At 72.3% G+C, this 17,158-nt stretch carries 13 protein-coding genes and 1 riboswitch; of the genes, 11 read left to right on the top strand and 2 right to left on the bottom strand.

The features are described 5' to 3' along the window. Positions 1-11 precede the first annotated feature (11 nt). The 5 genes from IVW53_04750 (at position 12) to IVW53_04770 (ending at position 6,341) form a co-directional block, all read left to right on the top strand. Positions 12-1,424: an FAD-binding protein gene (locus IVW53_04750; GenBank protein ID MBF6604873.1), complete on the top strand. Its 1,413-nt coding sequence runs from the start codon at positions 12-14 to the stop codon at positions 1,422-1,424. Between the two features lie 13 nt (positions 1,425-1,437). Further along, a complete protein-coding gene (locus IVW53_04755; GenBank protein MBF6604874.1) occupies positions 1,438-2,910 on the top strand; it encodes a hypothetical protein in 1,473 nt (490 codons plus the stop codon). Positions 2,911-3,296: 386 nt separating this feature from the next. Continuing rightward, positions 3,297-3,469: riboswitch (FMN riboswitch) on the top strand. A gap of 216 nt (positions 3,470-3,685) precedes the next feature. Then, positions 3,686-4,453 (top strand): ABC transporter ATP-binding protein, encoded by a 768-nt coding sequence (locus IVW53_04760; protein ID MBF6604875.1) that lies wholly within the window; start codon positions 3,686-3,688, stop codon positions 4,451-4,453. Next, the gene (locus tag IVW53_04765) at positions 4,450-5,241 is read left to right on the top strand and encodes an ABC transporter permease (protein ID MBF6604876.1); all 792 of its coding nucleotides are present in this window, start codon (positions 4,450-4,452) and stop codon (positions 5,239-5,241) included. Before IVW53_04760 ends, IVW53_04765 begins: the two co-directional genes overlap by 4 nt. Positions 5,242-5,258: 17 nt before the next feature. Next, a complete protein-coding gene (locus IVW53_04770; GenBank protein MBF6604877.1) occupies positions 5,259-6,341 on the top strand; it encodes an ABC transporter substrate-binding protein in 1,083 nt (360 codons plus the stop codon). A 73-nt stretch (positions 6,342-6,414) separates the two neighbouring features. On the opposite strand, the gene IVW53_04775 is transcribed toward IVW53_04770, so the two are convergent. After that, positions 6,415-7,449 carry a diguanylate cyclase gene (locus IVW53_04775; GenBank protein MBF6604878.1) on the bottom strand — a complete coding sequence of 345 codons (1,035 nt, stop codon included), beginning with the start codon at positions 7,447-7,449 and terminating at the stop codon, positions 6,415-6,417. 187 nt (positions 7,450-7,636) lie between these two features. Between IVW53_04775 and IVW53_04780 the strand changes: the two genes are divergently transcribed. Then, positions 7,637-9,034, top strand: coding sequence for an amidohydrolase family protein (locus IVW53_04780; GenBank protein ID MBF6604879.1), 1,398 nt, complete (start codon positions 7,637-7,639; stop codon positions 9,032-9,034). 11 nt (positions 9,035-9,045) lie between these two features. Here the strand turns inward: IVW53_04780 and IVW53_04785 are convergent, their stop codons facing one another. After that, positions 9,046-9,699 (bottom strand): helix-turn-helix domain-containing protein, encoded by a 654-nt coding sequence (locus IVW53_04785; GenBank protein MBF6604880.1) that lies wholly within the window; start codon positions 9,697-9,699, stop codon positions 9,046-9,048. 308 nt (positions 9,700-10,007) lie between these two features. On the opposite strand from IVW53_04785, the gene IVW53_04790 reads away from it, so the two are divergent. From IVW53_04790 to aceB, 5 genes are read left to right on the top strand one after another with little or no spacing between them, the layout of a single operon-like run. Further along, positions 10,008-11,693 (top strand): amidohydrolase family protein, encoded by a 1,686-nt coding sequence (locus IVW53_04790; GenBank protein MBF6604881.1) that lies wholly within the window; start codon positions 10,008-10,010, stop codon positions 11,691-11,693. Next, a complete protein-coding gene (locus tag IVW53_04795; protein ID MBF6604882.1) occupies positions 11,680-14,064 on the top strand; it encodes a xanthine dehydrogenase family protein in 2,385 nt (794 codons plus the stop codon). Before IVW53_04790 ends, IVW53_04795 begins: the two co-directional genes overlap by 14 nt. Continuing rightward, entirely contained in the window at positions 14,061-14,564 is a 504-nt protein-coding gene (locus IVW53_04800; protein MBF6604883.1) for a (2Fe-2S)-binding protein, read from the top strand. Before IVW53_04795 ends, IVW53_04800 begins: the two co-directional genes overlap by 4 nt. After that, on the top strand, positions 14,561-15,487 hold the full coding sequence (locus IVW53_04805) for an FAD binding domain-containing protein (protein MBF6604884.1): 927 nt from the start codon (positions 14,561-14,563) through the stop codon (positions 15,485-15,487). The genes IVW53_04800 and IVW53_04805 overlap by 4 nt, the downstream gene beginning before the upstream one ends. Next, positions 15,481-17,067, top strand: a complete 1,587-nt coding sequence (gene aceB, locus IVW53_04810; GenBank protein MBF6604885.1) for a malate synthase A — start codon at positions 15,481-15,483, stop codon at positions 17,065-17,067. The genes IVW53_04805 and aceB overlap by 7 nt, the downstream gene beginning before the upstream one ends. The last annotated feature ends 91 nt before the right edge of the window (positions 17,068-17,158 follow it).

A 17,158-nucleotide genomic window follows, 5' to 3' on the forward strand; every position in this document is an offset into this window, starting at 1 on the left:
TGACCGAGCGGATGACCGAGCGGATGACCGACGTCGGGCCGGACACCACCACGCAGACAGCGTTCCTCGACGCGATCCGCTCCGCTCTGCCCGGCCTGGCGCTCCTCACCGAGGCGGTGGACCGCGAGTCGTATCGGCGGGACGAGACCGCGTACCTCGCCAGCGGCCTTCCGCTCGCGGTCGCGCTGCCCACCACGGCGGAGGAGGTCGGGACGCTCATGCGCCTCGCCACCGCCCACCGCATCGCCGTCGTGCCGCGCGGCGCCGGGTCCGGCCTCTCCGGCGGTGCCGCCGGGATCGACGGGGCCCTCACCGTCGCGTTCACGAAGATGGACCGGATCCTCGAGATCGACCACGCGAACCTCGTCGCGATCGTCCAGCCGGGCATCCTCAACGCGGCGTTCAAGGCCGCGGTCGCGGCGGAGGGCCTGTTCTACGCGCCGGACCCCGCGAGCTATGAGATCTGTTCGATCGGCGGGAACATCGGCACGAACGCCGGCGGCCTGTGCTGCGTGAAGTACGGCCAGACGCGCGACTCGGTCCTCGGCCTGGAGGTCGTCCTCGCCGACGGGACGATCCTCCGGACCGGCGGCCGCAGCGTCAAGGACGTCGCCGGATACGCGCTCACCCAGCTGTTCGTCGGGTCGCAGGGGACGCTCGGCCTCGTGACCGAGGCGACGCTCAGACTCCGGCCGCTGCCCCCGCCGCGGGCGACGCTCCTCGCCTTCTTCCCGACGCTCGCCTCGGCCGGCGATGCGGTCCGCGCGATCTCGGACGCGGGGGTCGCGCCGGTGACGCTCGAGCTCATGGACCGCCCGACCATCGAGGCGGTGGACGACTGGCATCACCTCGGCCTCGACCGCTCCGCGGCGGCGATGCTCCTCGTCGAATCCGACGTTCCCGAGGCGGCCGCCGTGGCGGAGCTCGATCGGGCGGCCGCCGCGTGCGAGGCGTCGGGCGCGTCGTCCGTCGTCCGGGCGGCCGATCCGACCGAGGCCGACTGGCTTCGCCAGGCGCGGCGCCTCGCCCTCCGGGCGCTCGAACGCCTCGGGACGGTCCGGATGGAGGACGTCGGGGTCCCGCGCGGCCGCGTGCCCGAACTCCTCGAGGCGATCGAGGGAATCGCTCGCCGTCACGGCATCCGGATCGCGACCTTCGGCCATGCCGGCGACGGCAACCTCCACCCGAACTTCATCTTCGAGCGGGACGACCCGCGCGCGGAGGAGCTGACGGAGGCGGCCCGCGCGGATCTCTTTCGGGCGGCGATCGCCCTCGGCGGGACCATCACGGCCGAGCATGGCGTGGGCTCGAGCAGACGCTCGGCGCTCGTCGAGCAGGTCGGGCCGGACGCGATCCGCGTCATGCGCTTGATCAAGTCCGCCCTGGACCCGCTCGGGATCCTCAACCCGGGCAAGGTGCTGTGATCGGCCCTCGCTGATGGGTGGCGGCGGAGCGGCCATCCTCGCCCTCGATCTCGGCACGACGGAGCTCAAGGCCGGCCTCATCACGACCGACGGGCGCCTGCTCGCGGCGGCCAGGGCCGGCTATCCCCTCGACGTCGATGCCGCGCGCGGGCGGGCCGAGGAGGATCCGTCGACGTGGTGGAGCGCCCTCGAGTCCGTCGTCGGCGAGGTCCTCGCCACCGCTCCGGGAGGGCTCCCGGGGGGTTCGACAGCGGCGATCGAGGTCGCCGCGATCTGCGTCGTCGGTCAAGGGCCGACGCTCGTCGCGGTCGCCGAAGATGGGACGGCGACGCACTCGGCGATCACGTGGCTGGACGGACGATCGTCCGCGGAGGCCGGTCAGCTCGCGAGCGCGACGGGACGGTCCGGCTGGGGTCTCGGCATCGCACCGGCGGCGTTGTGGTTGGAGCGGCAGGAACCCGCCGCCGCGGATCGGACCCGCTGGTACCTCAACACGTGGGAATGGGCGGCCTGTCGACTGTCCGGCGTCGCGGCGGCGACCGTGTCGCTCGGCCAGGAGCCGATCGATCGGGACCGGGTGGCGACGGAGGGGCTGCACAGCGAGCGCCTGCCTCCGATCGTCCCCGCAGGAATGATCGTCGGCGGTCTGCTCCGGGACGTCGCGGAGCGCCTCGGCCTCCGACCGGGCCTGCCGGTCGTCGCCGGGACCGTCGACTCGTTCGCCAGCTTCCATGGCGCCGGCCTCGTCGATCCCGGGCAGGCGATCGATACCGGCGGCACCTCCGGCGGGTTCGCCGTCTACTGGGACGCGCCGGTCGAGGTCCCCGCGACATGGGTCGCGCATGCGCCGCTGCCGGACCGCTGGTTCCTCGGCGGGGCGATGACGTCCACCGGCAAGGCTCTCGACTGGCTCGGGGAGCGGATCCTCGGCGGTCTCCCGCAGGAGCAGCTCATCGTGGAGGCTGCGGCCGTGGCGCCGGGCGCGGGCGGACTCCTGTTCCTGCCGTACCTGTCCGGCGAGCGGTCGCCGCTGTGGGATCCGAGCGCGCGCGGGGCGTTCATCGGCCTCACGCTCGGACACGCTCAGGCCCATCTCACCCGGGCCGTGCTCGAGGCAGCCGCGTTCGCGCTCCGCCATGTCGCGACGCCGATCCTTGCCGCCGGTGTCCGGGTGGACCAGCTCGTGGTGACCGGCGGGACCGCCCGCGGCGATACCTGGAACACCATCAAGGCGGACGTCCTCGGGGTCCCGGTCGCGGTCCCCGAGATCTTCGACTCGGCGGTCCTCGGCGCGGCGATCCTCGGCGCGGTCGCGATCGGCGCATTCGGGACGGTGGGCGACGCGATCGGAGGGATGGTGCGGATCGCGCGCCGCATCGAGCCGGACCCGGCGAATCGGGCGGTCTATGACGCGGCGTTCGCGGCGTACGTCGAGGCGTGGCCGGCGATCGCCCCGACGGTCAGGCGGCTGCGCGAACTTCCCTGAGCAGGGAGGCGGGGTCGTGCCGGCGTCGACAGAAACCGCCAGATGGTCCTCAGGCGGGCGTTGGTCGGCCGCTCCATGCCCCGGTGGGCATGATCGAAACGCAGGGAGGCGCCAGACGGTCGAAGCCACGCTCGCGGGCGCCCGTCGCATGGGGAGTCTCACGGTCCAGCCCGGACGAGCGACCGCCTGGTGAACATCTGGCAGGAATGAGCGGAGCGCACGAGCCCACTGAGCGCACGAGCCCACTGAGCGCGCGGGCCTGACGACCCGAGGTCGCTCCCGCGAAGCCCGGCGTCGACAGTGGTCCGTGAGTCGGTCCGCGGCAAGGTCCTGCGCCGTTCGCCAAGGGCACCCCGGAGTCCGTCCGCGGTCTCGTGCTAGACTCCGCCCGTCTTCGGGGCAGGGTGAGATTCCCGACCGGTGGTAGGGCTCCGCGCACGCGGGGTCGAGCCCACGAGCGATCCGTCGGCCAGTCGGCCGTCGGGTTCGCAGATCCGAGCGGCGGCCAACGGCCGTCGAACCGGAGCCGACGGTACAGTCCGGATGGAAGAAGACGATCGGCTGTGCCCGGCATCGGGCGCGGCGGGCCGTGGCGTGTATCCCCGAAGCGAGCGAACGGAGCTTCGGGTTGGATCTGACGGAGACCACGGACGAACGCGTGAACGGCGCACCTGCGGGCGTGCCCTCCGTCGCGTCGAACCGCCCGGCTCTCGCGGCTCTCGCGGCTCTCGCGGCTCTCGCGGCTCGCGAGACTCCCGCGATCCAGGCTGTCGAGGTGTCATTCCGCTATCCGGGACGGACCTCCCGCCAGGCAGCGTCCCTCGCGGACCGGCTCGTCCTCGATCGTGTCTCGCTCGCCGTCGGTCCCGGCGAGTTCGTCGCTCTCGTCGGAGCGAACGGATCCGGAAAGAGCACGCTCCTGCGGCTCCTCGCCGGCCTCCTCCACCCGACCGGCGGTCGCGTCGACGTCGCCGGCGAGCCGATCTCCGCCCCGGACCGCCGCGTCGGCGTCGTGTTCCAGGAGCCGCGCCTCCTGCCCTGGCGCTCGGTCGTCGACAACATCGCCTTCCCGCTCGAGCTCGCCGGCTGGCCAGCGGATCGCCGCCGGGCACGCGCCCGGGAACTCCTCGAGCTCGTCGGCCTCGTCGGCGTCGACGACGAACGCCCCCACCGGCTCTCCGGTGGGATGCGCCAGCGCGCCGCGATCGCCCGCGCCCTTGCCCTTGAGCCGGGCATCCTCCTCCTCGACGAGCCGTTCAGCGCGCTCGACTCGCTCACCCGCGAGCGGCTCAACCTCGCGCTCCAGGAGATCTGGCGACGGACGGGCGCGAGCGTCGTTCTCGTCACCCATTCGATCGCGGAGGCGATCTTCCTCGCCGACCGCGTCCTCGTCCTCGCTCGACGCTCCGCCAGGATCGCCGGCACGATCGCGATCCCGTTCGCCCGGCCACGCTCGCTCGGCACGCTCGATGCCGCCGATGTCTCCGGGATCGCGGCGTCGGTCCGGGAGCTCCTCGCGGCCGACGAGGAGGCGACGCGATGATCGTCGATCGGCTCGTCCTCGCCGGATCGCCGCGCCGATCCTTCCGGGGTCCATTCCTGGCGGTGGTCGCGGGCGCGGCGCTGCTCGCCGGATGGAAGCTCCTCACCGTCATCGGCGGGTACCAGCCGTTCGTCCTGCCGCCACCGGAGACCGTCGCCGCCCGGTTCGTCCGGGCGTGGGCGGACGGGACGATGCTCCCGAACACGATCACCACCCTCTCCGAGGTCGGCCTCGGGTTCGTCGCGGGCGCCGGCTCGGCGATGGTCGTGGGCTACGGGCTCGCCCGGTCGCGGCTCATCGAACAGGCGCTCTCGCCGTATCTCGTCGCGGCCCAGGCGACGCCCATCCTCGCCCTCGCACCGCTCATCGCCCTGTGGTTCGGATCGGGGATCCTCTCGAAGGTCATCATCTGCGCGCTCATCGTCTTCTTCCCGGTCGCCATCTCGACCATGGTCGGCATTCGTTCGGTGGACGGACAGCTCCTCGAGCTGTGCCGGGCCCTCCGCGCGTCGCGCCGCCAGATCCTCCTCCGCGTGGAGATCCCGGGCGCGCTCCCCGCGATCTTCGGCGGGCTCCGGGTCGGGGTGACGCTGGCGGTGATCGGGGCGATCATCGGCGAGTGGGCGGGCGGCGATTCCGGCCTCGGCGTCCTCATCAACCTCGCCCGCGGCAGCCTGTTCGACACGCCGCTCCTCTTCGCCACGCTCGCGACCATCGCGATCGTCGGCGTCACGCTCTATCTCATGGTCGTGGCCATCGAGCGTCGTCTCGTCGGCGACCGCGGATGAACCAGCATGGAGGTCCCGTGAAGCGTTTCCTGCTCCTCAGCCTCGTGGCGGCGCCGTTGCTCGCAGCGTGCGGGTCCGGTGCGACCGCGGCCCCGAGCGCAGCGGCGTCGGCGGCCCCGGGCACGGCCGGCTCGACGGCCGCCTCGGCAGGCACATCGGTCCCGGCGACACCGTCCGGTCCGCCGACCAGGCTGACCGTCGGCCTGGGCTACATCCCGAGCGTGCAGTTCGCTCCGTTCTACCTCGCCCAGCAGGCGGGGTATTACGCTGCCGCCGGCCTGGACGTGACCTTCGAGAACAAGATCGATCCCGATCTCATCACCCTCGTCGGGCAGGGGGCGGTGGACATCGGCATCGCCGACGGGACGAGCGTCATCCCGGCGGTGGGCCAGGGGATCCCGGTGCGATACGTCGCGACGATCTACGCGAAGTTCCCGAACATCGTGTTCGCCAAGGCCTCCTCCGGGATCCACACGGCGGCCGACCTCAAGGGCCGCAGGATCGGGACGCCCGGCAAGTATGGCAGCAGCTGGATCATGCTCCAGGCGCTCCTCCAGTCCGCCGGACTCACGACGAACGACGTGAACATCCAGCTCTATCCGGACTTCGGGCAGGCGACGGCTCTCGCCCAGGGAGCCATCGACGCGGCGACCGGCTTCGTCAACAACGAGCCGGTCCAGATGGCACTGTCGGGGACGCCGGCGTCCGTCCTCACCGTCGACGGCATCGTGCCACTGCCCGGGAACGGGCTCATCGCCGGGACGGCGACGCTCACCGCCAAGCACGTGGCCCTGAAAGCGTTCGTGGCGGCGACCCTTCGGGCGATGGCGGTCATCACCTCCGATCCGCAGAAGGGCCTCGACGCCTCGGTCGCCCTCGTGCCCGACCTCGGCACGGACCGGCCGACGCAGCTCGCGATCCTCAAGGCGACGATCGCGACGTGGTCGAGCGCCTACACAGCCGCGCACGGGCTCGGGGCGATCGACCGCACCGCCTGGCAGCGGACCGTCGCATTCATGGTCGCGATGCCCGGCTCGCCGGTGGCGAGTCCCGCGCCGACCGTCGACCAGCTGGTGGACGAAAGCCTGCTCGCGCCGTAAGGCTGCCGCCGTCCGCCGTCCGTCGTCCGCCGTCCGCCGTCCGCCGTCGCGCGGTCGGTCGTCGATCCCGAGGTCAGTCCTCGGGTCCCTCGGCCTCCGTCGGGGCGGGGTGCCACGGTGCCGAGCGTCGCCGTTCGCGGTGCATCCGCTCCTCGGCCGTCCGCACGGCGCCCGCAAGGTCGCCGTCCACGGCGGGACACGCCCAGCCGAGCGAGAGGCGCACCGCGACCGCGCTCGCTTCGAGCCAGCGGTCGCAGGCGGCACGGACGCGCTCCACGTAGTTGATGGCCCGGACCTCGTCCGTTTCCACGAGGAGGATCCCGAAGCGGGCGCGACCGAGTCGGGCGACCCGATCCGCCGCACGGGCGTTCCGCCGAAGGGCGTCGGCGACCGGCGGGATCAGGCGATCCGCAGCCATCTCCCCGAAGCGATCGGCGAGGATGTCGAGACCGTCGAGCTCGGCGATGACGACCGTCGCGGGTCGCCCGTAGCGGGCCGAACGTGTCTGCTCGGTCGCGATCGTCCGGGACCACGAATATGGGCTGTCGAGGCCCGTGATCCGGTCCACGAGTCCCTCCGGTCCATCGTCCGCCTGATCGATGCCCGGTCGCCGATCGCCGCGCTCACGGTCGGGCCGACGCGAACCCGAGAGGAACGCCTCGATCGCGTCCGCGGCGCGGTCGTCTTCTGCCGGCATCGTGAAGCGGCGCGGCCGCGTGAGCTGGAGGTCATCGGGGCCCGTCCGTCGGGCTTCGGCGTCGTCGGTTGCCATGTCGGTGGGTGGTACTCCTGGCGAGGCGTCGATGGTCGGCCGCGGGGTGTCATTCGGGCCGGGTGCGCTGCCGGCTCCGGGGACCGTCGCGGCCGGCACGGGACCGGATGCCGTGACTGGCCCGGCGGCCGTCACCGGTCCGGAGATGGATGCGAGACGATCGGCAAGGACCGTGGGAGAGACCGTCGCGCCGTTCGGGGCCACGTACGACATATTGCTCTTGCCGAGATCGCGGTTCCGCCCGTGCCGGACGGCCGGCACGATGACGAGGATCATGATGACGAGATTGGCGACGATCGCCAGGATGAGGATACGGGATATCGATTCAGCGTCCATTTTTCGCGACTCCGTCGAGCCCGGCCACCGGCCCGGCTCACGAGTCTACGAGTGCTCCCCGGTCCCTGACGAGTGGATGGGGACCGTCCGGGACCTCTTTCCGGTGCTCCATGACACCGGTCCGGAGACTCCGGAGAGGTCTGGTGTGGTCGGGTCGTCGACGCGGCCCGTGCTAGCATCCGCGTCCGTGACCGCCGCCCTGCCTGCTCGGCCGCCGTTCGTGCTCCGTGCCCGGATCCTCAGCCCGCTCTCGAGGGGCGGCGTTCGTCACGAGCTGGACGGCCGGCTCGAGGTGGGACCGGACGGCCGCATCGCCTCCGTCGGACCGTGGTCCTCCTCCGCGATGACCTCCGCCGCGCCCTCGGTCTCGTCATCGGCCTCGGATCGGGGCGCCCTCCCGGTCGCCGACGTCCGGCCGTGGGTGGTCCTCCCGGGACTGGTCGATCTGCACGCCCACGTGCCGCAGCTTTCGAACGCGGGGCTCGGGTTCGGCCTCCCGCTCCTCGAGTGGCTCGAGCGGTACATCTTCCCGCTCGAGCGAGCGTTCGACGCGCCCGCGGCCGAGCGTCTCGCCCCGGCGGCCTTCCGGGCGTTCGCGGCCGCCGGCAGCACCACCGTGATGGCATACGGGGCGCTCTGGGAACCGAGCATGGACGTCGTGTTCCGGGCCGCCGAGGCGCACGGCATCCGGGCCGTCATCGGCAAGGTCATGATGGACCGACTCACCTACGACGCGGGCGATCGAACGCCGCGCGAGGTCCTCGACCTCTCCCTCCGGCAGTCGGCGGACCTCTGCGCCCGCTGGCACGGCCGTGACGACGGACGGCTGCGCTACGCGTTCACCCCCCGCTTCGCGGTGAGTTGCACGGCCGAGATGCTCCGTGAGTCGGCTCGCTTGGCCGAGCGCGCCGGCGCCTACTGGCAGACGCACCTGTCCGAGGACGTCGGCGAGGTCGCCGAGGTGGGCCGGCTCTTCCCCGAGGCGAAGGACTACCTCGACGTCTACGATCGTGCAGCGGCGCTCAGCCCGCGGGCGGTGCTCGCCCATGCGATCCACCTGTCCGACCGGGAGGTGCGCCGGCTCGCCGAGTCGGGCGCCCGCGTCGCCCATTGCCCGGAGTCGAACCTCTTTCTCGCATCGGGGACGATGCCGCTGGCGCGCTACCTGGAAGCCGGCATCCCCGTCGGGCTGGGCTCGGACGTGGCCGGAGGGCCAGACCCGTCGATCTTCCGGTCCATGCGCGTCGGGGCATACGTCCAGAACGTGCGGCGGATCGCCGGGTTCGACGCCGGACCGATCCTGGGTCCGCTCGACTGGCTCCGCCTCGGGACGCTCGACGGCGCGAGGGCCCTCGGGCTGGACGACGCGATCGGGTCGCTCGAGGCCGGCAAGGATGCCGATCTCATCGTCGTCGACGCGTCAGCCACGGACCTGCTCGACGTCTCGACGGGGTCGCTCGAGGATCCGACCGGGTCGCTCGAGGATCCGACGGAACTGGTGAGTCGCTTCATCTTCCGGTCGGACCCGCGGATGGTCCGGGGGGCGTGGGTACGCGGACGCCGTCTGGAGGGACCCTTAGCGTGATCCGTCCGGAGTCAGATGCAGACGATCCCGGAGCCACCGGGGTCGTCGCCTTCCTGAAGTCGCGTCATGATCACCCGCTGGGCGAGTGGGAACGATGCCGTCATCGCGCTGCGGACGGCGGCGAGCGTCGCGGTGTTCGCGCGTGTGCGGGCGACCACGAGGATGACGCGGTCGGCACCACCGTCGCGCATCTTCAGAGCGAGGCGTCGGAGGAGAGCCTGGACGTCGCCGATCCGGGTCTCGGCCTCGACGTGCGCGCGCCAGCCGTCGCCATCGATGACGGCGTCCCAGGCGCGGCGGTCACCGCCCATTGGGAGTGGCACCTCGGTCCGCCAGCGAAGGGCCGGATGCAATCCCCGCCGGAACCGCTCGAGCAGTCGGAGCTGGGCGGCATCGCGGACGGCGTCGGTGCCAGGATAGAGCCGGACCGACAGGTCGAGGCCGACGGCGGCGGCGAGTCGCGCGAGCTGACCTACGGTCGGATCCGCGACCTTTCCGCGCTCGATCCGGCCGACCTGTGCATGCGACATCCCGACCGCGCCACCCGCGACACGCTGGCTCAGACCAGCCCCGCGGCGACTGTTCCTCAGCTCCACGCCGATCGTCGTTCGGATCCGGGCCGCGGCCTCGTTGGCCGCGTCGAGGCGACGCCCGTACCTGACCATGATCGGATGATGATGGTCGGTCCTTCACTCAGGATCACCGCCAGGTTCGCCATCGTCGTGCGGCGGTGGTACTGGCCGGGACGAGGGCTGGGCCGGGTGTCGGTAGGAACGCCGAGCGTTCCACCTGGCGCAGGATCGTGGCCCCGGGTGTCGGTCGGAACGCCGAGCGTGCGAATGCCCGAGGGGCGGTCCGGCTGTCATGCGGATCCTGCGTCGGTTGGAACGGCGAGCGTTCCTGGAGCGGAACGCGTGGCGCCAGCCCGCCCGAAGAGTCCGTGGCTTCCACGACCAGGCACCGGACCGACTGCATGACCAGGCTCCTCATCGTCGGCGGCACGATCGTCGATGGGACGGGCGCACCGGGATATCCGGGCACGGTCGCCGTCACGGACGATGGCCGCCTGCGGATCGCGCGGATCGGGCCCAGTGCCGCGGTCGCGACCGCCCAGGCCACGAGTGCCCGGGCCACGAGTGCCCCGGCCACGAGTGAGACGCACGCGACCGCGGACGACGGTCTCCGCGCCGCGCCGGCGGCCCGGACGATCGATGCGACGGGCTGGATCGTCGCGCCCGGATTCATCGACCTCCACAGCCACAGCGGGCTCATGATCCTCGCCGATCCGCTGCACGAGCCGAAGGTCCGCCAGGGCGTGACGACGGAAGTCATCGGCGTCGACGGCAACGGCTACGCACCGTTCCCAGATCACGCGGATCTCGAGGCGTTCGTCGTGCTCAATGGCGGGCTCGATGGTCGTCCGGAGATCGCCTTCGACTGGGCAACCGTGGCCGATCAGCTCGCCCGGTTCGACGGCACGGTGAGCGTGAACATCGCGACCCTCGTCGGCAACTCCGCCCTCCGGATCGCGGCCGTCGGCTGGGACGACGTTCCCGCGACGCCAGTCGCCCTCGACCGGATGCGCGGCCTCCTTCGGGAATCGATGGAGGAGGGTGCCTTCGGCGTGAGCTCCGGCCTCGACTACCCGCCCGGCGCCTTCGCCTCCACCACGGAGCTGGCCGCCCTGGCACGGGAGGCCGCCGCCCGCGGCGGCATCTACCACACCCACGTGCGCTATGCGCTCGGCGATCGATTCCTCGATCCGTTCCGGGAGGCGATCGAGATCGGTCGGCGCGGCGAGGCGCCGGCCCACATCACCCACTTCTACCATCGCACCACCTTCCCGGGGAGCCCGGAGCGAATGCTCGAGCTCATCGATGACGCCCGCGCCGAAGGACTCGACGTCACCTTCGATGCGTACCCATACGAGTGGGCGAGCACCCGCCTCCTCATCCTGCTCCCGCTCTGGGTACAGGAGGGCGGCCCGGCCCGGACCAGGGAGCGTCTCGCCGATCGCCGCGTCAGGGAGCGGATCCGCGCCGACCTCGTCGTCCGGGGCACGCTGTTCGCCGGTGCCGGCGGTCTGGCGGACGTCCGTGTCGGATACTTCGCGCGGCCGGAGCACGCGCACTGGGAAGGTTCGACGCTCGGCGAGATCCTCGCCGAGACGGGCGCCGACCCGGTCGACCTCCTCTGCGACCTGCTCCTCGCCGAAGACCTCCGACTCAACGAGGTGACCCCGGGCCCGCACACGGACGGCATCCGTCGGTTCTACCGGCACCCGGTCGCGATGGTCGGCACGGACAGCACGTTCGTCGGCGTCAGGCCGAGCCCGCGGACGTACGGAAGCTTTCCCCGGATCCTCGGCCAGTTTGTCCGCGACGAGCGGATCCTCGGCCTCGAGGACGCCGTCCACCGGATGACCGGGGCGCCGGCCGCACGGCTCGGCCTCACGGACCGCGGCCGCCTCGCCGATGGGCTCGCTGCCGACATCGTGGTCTTCGACCCGGCCACGGTGGCGAGCCTCGCCACCTACGACGAACCCCGCCGCTTCCCGGTCGGCATCGAGCACGTGATCGTGAACGGCGTCACCGTCGTGGACGGAGGTCGGCACACCGGCGCCACGCCGGGCCGCGCACTCCGGCATGGCCGGGATTGACAGACCGCGCTCGACGCCCTCGCTTGACAGGCCCGCCGCGCCAGCCGCATCGTGGGGCGCCAGGAGGGAAGGCCCACTCGTGACGATCGTTCCCGCGTCCCGCCCGGCCTCGATCGCCCGCGCGCCGCTCCGCCGCGAAGGGCCGGCGAAACTCACCGGCGTGGCCCTCTACACGGACGATCTCGTCTTCCCCGGCGCCTGGTTCGGTGCGACGATCCGCTCGGCGGAGGCGCACGCCGGCCTCCTCGGCTTCGATCGGGACCCGGACTTCCCATGGGGTCGGGTGGTCATCGTCACCGCCGCGGACATCCCGGGTCCGAACATCGTCAGCCTCATCACCGACGACCAGCCCATCCTCGTCCCGGTCGGCGGCGAGATCCGCCACCATGCCGAGCCGCTCGCTCTTGTCGCGGCGCCGGATCGGGCGACGCTTCGGGCCGCATGCGCTGCGTTCAGGCCGCGGACCGAGCCGCTCCCGCCGGTCCTGGATCCCCTGCAGAGCGAGCAGGTCTTCGCCAGCTTCGACATCCGGACCGGTGACGTCGACGCGGCGATGGCGAGCGCCGACCTCGTCGTTGAGGGCGAGTACCGGGTCGGCCACCAGGAGCAGCTGTATATCGAGAACAACGCGATGATCGCGGTGCCGCGGCCGGACGGCGGAGTGACCGTCCACGGCTCGCTCCAGTGCCCCTACTACATCCACCGGGCGTTGAAGCGGGCGCTCCTCCTCGACGACGAGGGCGCGCAGGTGGTCCAGGCGGAGACGGGCGGCGGCTTCGGCGGCAAGGAAGAATACCCGTCGATGCTCGCGCTCCACGCCGCGCTCCTCGCCAGGGCGGCGGCGCGGCCCATCCGGATGATCTACGACCGCCACGAGGACATCGCGGCGACGACGAAACGCCATCCGGCGATCGTCCGTTACCGGAGCGGCGTGAGCGCCGTGGGCGACCTCGTGGCCCAGGACGTCGAGATCGTCATGGACGGCGGCGCGTACTGCACCCTCAGTCCCGTCGTCCTGTCGCGTGGGACGCTCCATGCTGGCGGCCCGTATCGCTGTGCGAACGTCCGGATCCGCTCCCGGGCGATGGCCACGAACACGCCGCCGAACGGCGCCTTCCGTGGCTTCGGCGCGCCCCAGACCGAGTTCGCCGCGGAGATGCAGGTGAACCGCATCGCGGAGGCGCTCGGCGTCTCGCCCGTGGAGCTCCGGCGGCGATGGGTCTATCGGGAGGGCGACGCGACCCCGACCGGTCAGATCCTCCGCGAGAGTGTCGCCGGCGAGGAGGTCCTTCTCCGGGCCGCCGAGGCGGCCGAATTCGAGCGCATCCGCGAGCGGACCGCCGAGGCCCGTCGAGCACGCGCCGGCTCGGGCCTGGTCATGGCGCCGTTCGAGGGCGGGCCCGAGCGGACGGCCCACGGCATCGGCCTCGCGCTCGCCTGGCATGGGGCCGGGTTCACCGGTTCTGGCGAGGTCCATCTCGCGTCCGTGGCGTCCCTCGAGCTCACTGCCGACGGCGAGATCGTCATCCTCACCGGCTCGACGGAGATGGGCCAGGGGACGAAGACGATCTTCCCCCAGCTCGTCGCCTCTGAGCTCGGCGTGCCGATCGAGACCGTCGAGATCGCTCCGCAGGACACGGCCTTCGTGCCGGATTCGGGCCCCACCGTCGCATCGCGGACGGCGATGGTGGTCGGCGGCCTCCTCATCCGGGCGGCTCGACGGCTCCGGACCGAGGTCGAGGAACGGACTGGCGGATCGTTCGCCGCCTCGTACGCCTCGGACGCTCGGATGCACGGAGCGACGCGCATCGACGAGCGATTCGCGCCGTACCCGGGCGTCGCCTTCGACGACGAGACCTACACCGGCGATGCGTATCCGGCGTTCGGCTGGGCCTCCGCCGTGGCCGAGGTGGACGTCGATCTCGACACGGGAGCAGTCGCGGTCCGGAGCGTCGTCGCCGCCGACGACGTCGGTCGGGTCATCCACCCGATCCTCGCCGAGGGCCAGGTGGAGGGCGGCACGCTGCAGGCCGTCGGCTATGCGACGATCGAGGAGATGAAGGTCCGCGGCGGCCGCTATCTCAACGACCGCCTTGCGACCTACCTCATCCCCACCTCCCTCGATGCCCCGCGGATCACGGCGCTCCTCGTGGAAGCCCCCTTCTCGGGCGCTCCGCACGGCGCGAAGGGCGTCGGCGAGCTGCCCATGGACGTCGCCGCGCCGGCGGTCGTCGCCGCCATCCACGATGCGGTCGGCGTCTGGATCCACGAGCTGCCCGCGACGCCGGAGCGGATCCTCGGTGCGCTCGCGGCGCTGACTCCCCTCAGGCCCGGCGTCCCCCGCGAGTCCGGCGGACGAGGCGGCCGATGACGACGGTGCGCTTCGCCGTCAACGGCGCCCCGGCCGAGGTGGATGTCTCCGGCAGCCGGCGACTCCTCGACGTGCTCCGCGAGGAGCTCGCGCTCACCGGGACGAAGGAGGGTTGCGGGGAGGGGGAGTGCGGGGCGTGCTCCGTCCTCCTCGACGGTGCCCTTGTCGATGCCTGCCTCGTCCCGATGTGCCAGGTGGAAGGCGCCGACATCCGCACGGTGGAAGGGCTCGGGCGCGCTGTCGCCAGCGGCGTCCCGCCGACTCCGGATGACCTCGACGCGCTCCAGCGCGCCTTCCTCGAGACCGGCGGGGCCCAGTGCGGCATCTGCACGCCGGGCATGCTCATGGCCGGACACGCGTTCCTCGCCTCCGGGACTCCGCCGACCGACGAGGCCATCCGCGAGGCGATCGCCGGCAATCTCTGCCGCTGCACGGGGTACACCAAGATCGTCGAGGCGATCGCGCTCGCCGCCACGCGCACGGCGACATTCGACGCGTGAGCACCGAACCGGCGGCGCCCCTCGAGCCGCCCGTCGAGACGCCGCGGACCCTGGCGGAGGCGTATGCGCTCCTCGCCGGTGCCGCATCGGACGCCCCGCTCCGTCCCCTCGCGGGCGCCACGGACCTCCTCGTGCAGCTGACCGGCCGGACCGCGCCGCCGCCCGCCCGGTACCTCGACCTGTGGCGATTGGCGGAGCTCCGCGGCATCGCCGTCGACCGGTCGGCCCGTGACGCGCTCGGGCGGTCCGATCTCGTCCTCGGAGCGCTCACGACGTATGCGGAGATCCGGCGTTCGCCGCTCTGTCGCGAGTTCGCTCCCGCGCTGGTGGAGGCGGCCGCGACCGTCGGTGCCGCCCAGATCCAGAACCGCGGCACGTTCGGCGGGAACCTCGCGAACGCCTCGCCGGCCGGGGACACGCTGCCGGTCGCACTCGCGATGGACGCCGTGGTCGAGGTCGGCGGGCCGCGCGGCGAGCGGACGATCCCCGCGGCCGGGTTCTGGCCCGACTATCGCCGTTCGGGGCTCGCCGCTGACGAGATCATCCTCCGGGTCCGGCTGCCGATCGTGCCCGGTCGGGAGACGCGGTTCCGCAAGGTCGGGACGCGTCGTGCGCAGGCGATCAGCAAGGTCGCCCTCGCGCTCTCCTGGACCGACTCGCCGGACGCGACGGGTGTCGGACCGCGGGTCTGGCGGGATGTCCGAGTCGCCCTCGCCTCCGTGGCACCGACGCCGATGCGGGCTCCCGCGACGGAGAGGATCCTCGAGGGCTCCCGGCCCACGCCGGAGACCGCGGATCGGGCATCCGTGGCGCTCGCCACCGAGATCGAGCCGATCGACGACGTCCGTTCGAGCGCCGCCTATCGACGGGCGGTCGCCGGCCGTGTCCTCCACCGCCTCATTCGCGAGGCCGGCGGATGGTGAGCACCAGCGGAGTCGTCATCGTCGGTCCAGCGGTCCCGGGCGACGCGGAGATCCTCACGCTGGCGGCGCTCGCGTTCGTCGAGGGCCTCGAGCGGCGGTTCGGCGGACGTCGGCGCGCGCTCCTCGCTGCTCGGCCCGCGCTGCGGGCTGCCCTGCTCGGCGGCGATCCGCACCTCCTTGCGGAGACGGCCGCGATCCGCTCCGACGACTGGCGCGTGGCGGCCGCGCCGGAGGACCTCGAGGACCGGCGGGTCGAGATCACCGGCCCGGCCGAGCCGAAGATGATGATCAACGCCCTCAATTCGGGCGCGCGCGTCTTCATGGCGGACCTCGAGGATGCCCTGTCGCCGACGTGGTCAAACATCGTCGGGGGCCAGGCCGCCCTGCGGGCGGCCCTGCGCCGGGAGCTGACATTCGACAGCCCGGACGGACGGAGTTACCGCCTCGCGGAGCGGACGGCGACGCTCGTGGTCCGTCCGCGGGGATGGCACCTCGACGAGCGCCATCTCGTCCTCGACGGCGCCCCGCTGAGCGCGAGCCTCGTCGACTTCGGCCTGTGGTTCTGGCACAACGCGGTGGAACTCGTCAGCCGGGGCAGTGGCCCGTACCTCTACCTCCCGAAACTCGAGAGCCACCTCGAGGCGCGGCTCTGGAACGACGTGTTCGTCGTTGCCCAGGAAGCCGTCGGGATGCCGCGCGGGTCGATCCGGGCGACGGTCCTCATCGAGACGCTGCCCGCGGCGTTCCAGATGGAGGAGATCCTCTTCGAGCTTCGTGAGCATGCCGCCGGACTCAACGCCGGTCGCTGGGACTACCTGTTCAGCACGATCAAGTGCCTCCGCGGCCGTCCGGACCTGGACCTGCCGGACCGTGCCCAGCTGACGATGCGGGTACCGTTCATGCGGACCTACACGGAGCGCCTCATCCGGACCTGCCACCGGCGCGGCGCCCACGCGATCGGCGGCATGGCGGCCTTCATCCCGTCGCGGCGCGACGCCGCCGTCAACGCGGTGGCGATGGCGAAGGTAAGCGAGGACAAGGAGCGCGAGTCGGCCGACGGGTTCGACGGGACGTGGGTCGCCCACCCCGACCTCGTGCCGCTCGCCACCTCGATCTTCGATGCCGTGCTCGGCGGCCGACCGAACCAGAAGGACCGGCGGGTCGACGAGGCCGACGGTGATATCGCAGGCCTCGTCGCGGTCGCCGTTCCGGGCGGACGACGGACGGAGGCCGGGCTGCGAGCGAACGTCTCGGTCGCCCTCGCGTACCTCGATTCCTGGTTGCGCGGCAATGGGGCCGCGGCCATCGACAACCTCATGGAGGACGCCGCGACCGCCGAGATCGCTCGATCGCTGCTCTGGCTCTGGCGGTCGCGCAGCGATCGGCTCGACGATGGGCGAGTCGTATCGGCAGATCTCTACCGCTCGATCCGGGCGGAGGAGTTCGAGCGGCAGGGCCAGGCGGGCGGGGCCGGCGCCGGGCGGCGGCTTGCGGATGCGGCGGCGCTCCTGGACGGGCTCGTTCTCGACGATGAGTTCGCGGAGTTCCTCACGATCGGCGCCTATGAGCTGATCGACTGAGTTCGTCGCAGGCCCGCGGCAGCCTCCCGCCTCGGCCCTCCCGCCTCGGCCCTCCCGCCTCGGCCCTCCCGCCTCGGCCCTCCCGCCTCGG

The sequence above is a fragment of the Chloroflexota bacterium genome, from assembly GCA_015478725.1.
Taxonomy (GTDB): domain Bacteria; phylum Chloroflexota; class Limnocylindria; order Limnocylindrales; family CSP1-4; genus C-114.

Bases quoted from the DNA above. Each gene is read 5' to 3' on its own strand.
- IVW53_04750 (MBF6604873.1), top strand. From the start codon at position 12: ATGACCGAGCGGATGACCGACGTCGGGCCGGACACCACCACGCAGACA.
- IVW53_04755 (MBF6604874.1), top strand. From the start codon at position 1,438: ATGGGTGGCGGCGGAGCGGCCATCCTCGCCCTCGATCTCGGCACGACG.
- IVW53_04765 (MBF6604876.1), top strand. From the start codon at position 4,450: ATGATCGTCGATCGGCTCGTCCTCGCCGGATCGCCGCGCCGATCCTTC.
- IVW53_04775 (MBF6604878.1), bottom strand. From the start codon at position 7,449: ATGGACGCTGAATCGATATCCCGTATCCTCATCCTGGCGATCGTCGCC.
- IVW53_04785 (MBF6604880.1), bottom strand. From the start codon at position 9,699: ATGGTCAGGTACGGGCGTCGCCTCGACGCGGCCAACGAGGCCGCGGCC.
- IVW53_04790 (MBF6604881.1), top strand. From the start codon at position 10,008: ATGACCAGGCTCCTCATCGTCGGCGGCACGATCGTCGATGGGACGGGC.
- IVW53_04795 (MBF6604882.1), top strand. From the start codon at position 11,680: ATGGCCGGGATTGACAGACCGCGCTCGACGCCCTCGCTTGACAGGCCC.
- IVW53_04800 (MBF6604883.1), top strand. From the start codon at position 14,061: ATGACGACGGTGCGCTTCGCCGTCAACGGCGCCCCGGCCGAGGTGGAT.
- aceB (MBF6604885.1), top strand. From the start codon at position 15,481: ATGGTGAGCACCAGCGGAGTCGTCATCGTCGGTCCAGCGGTCCCGGGC.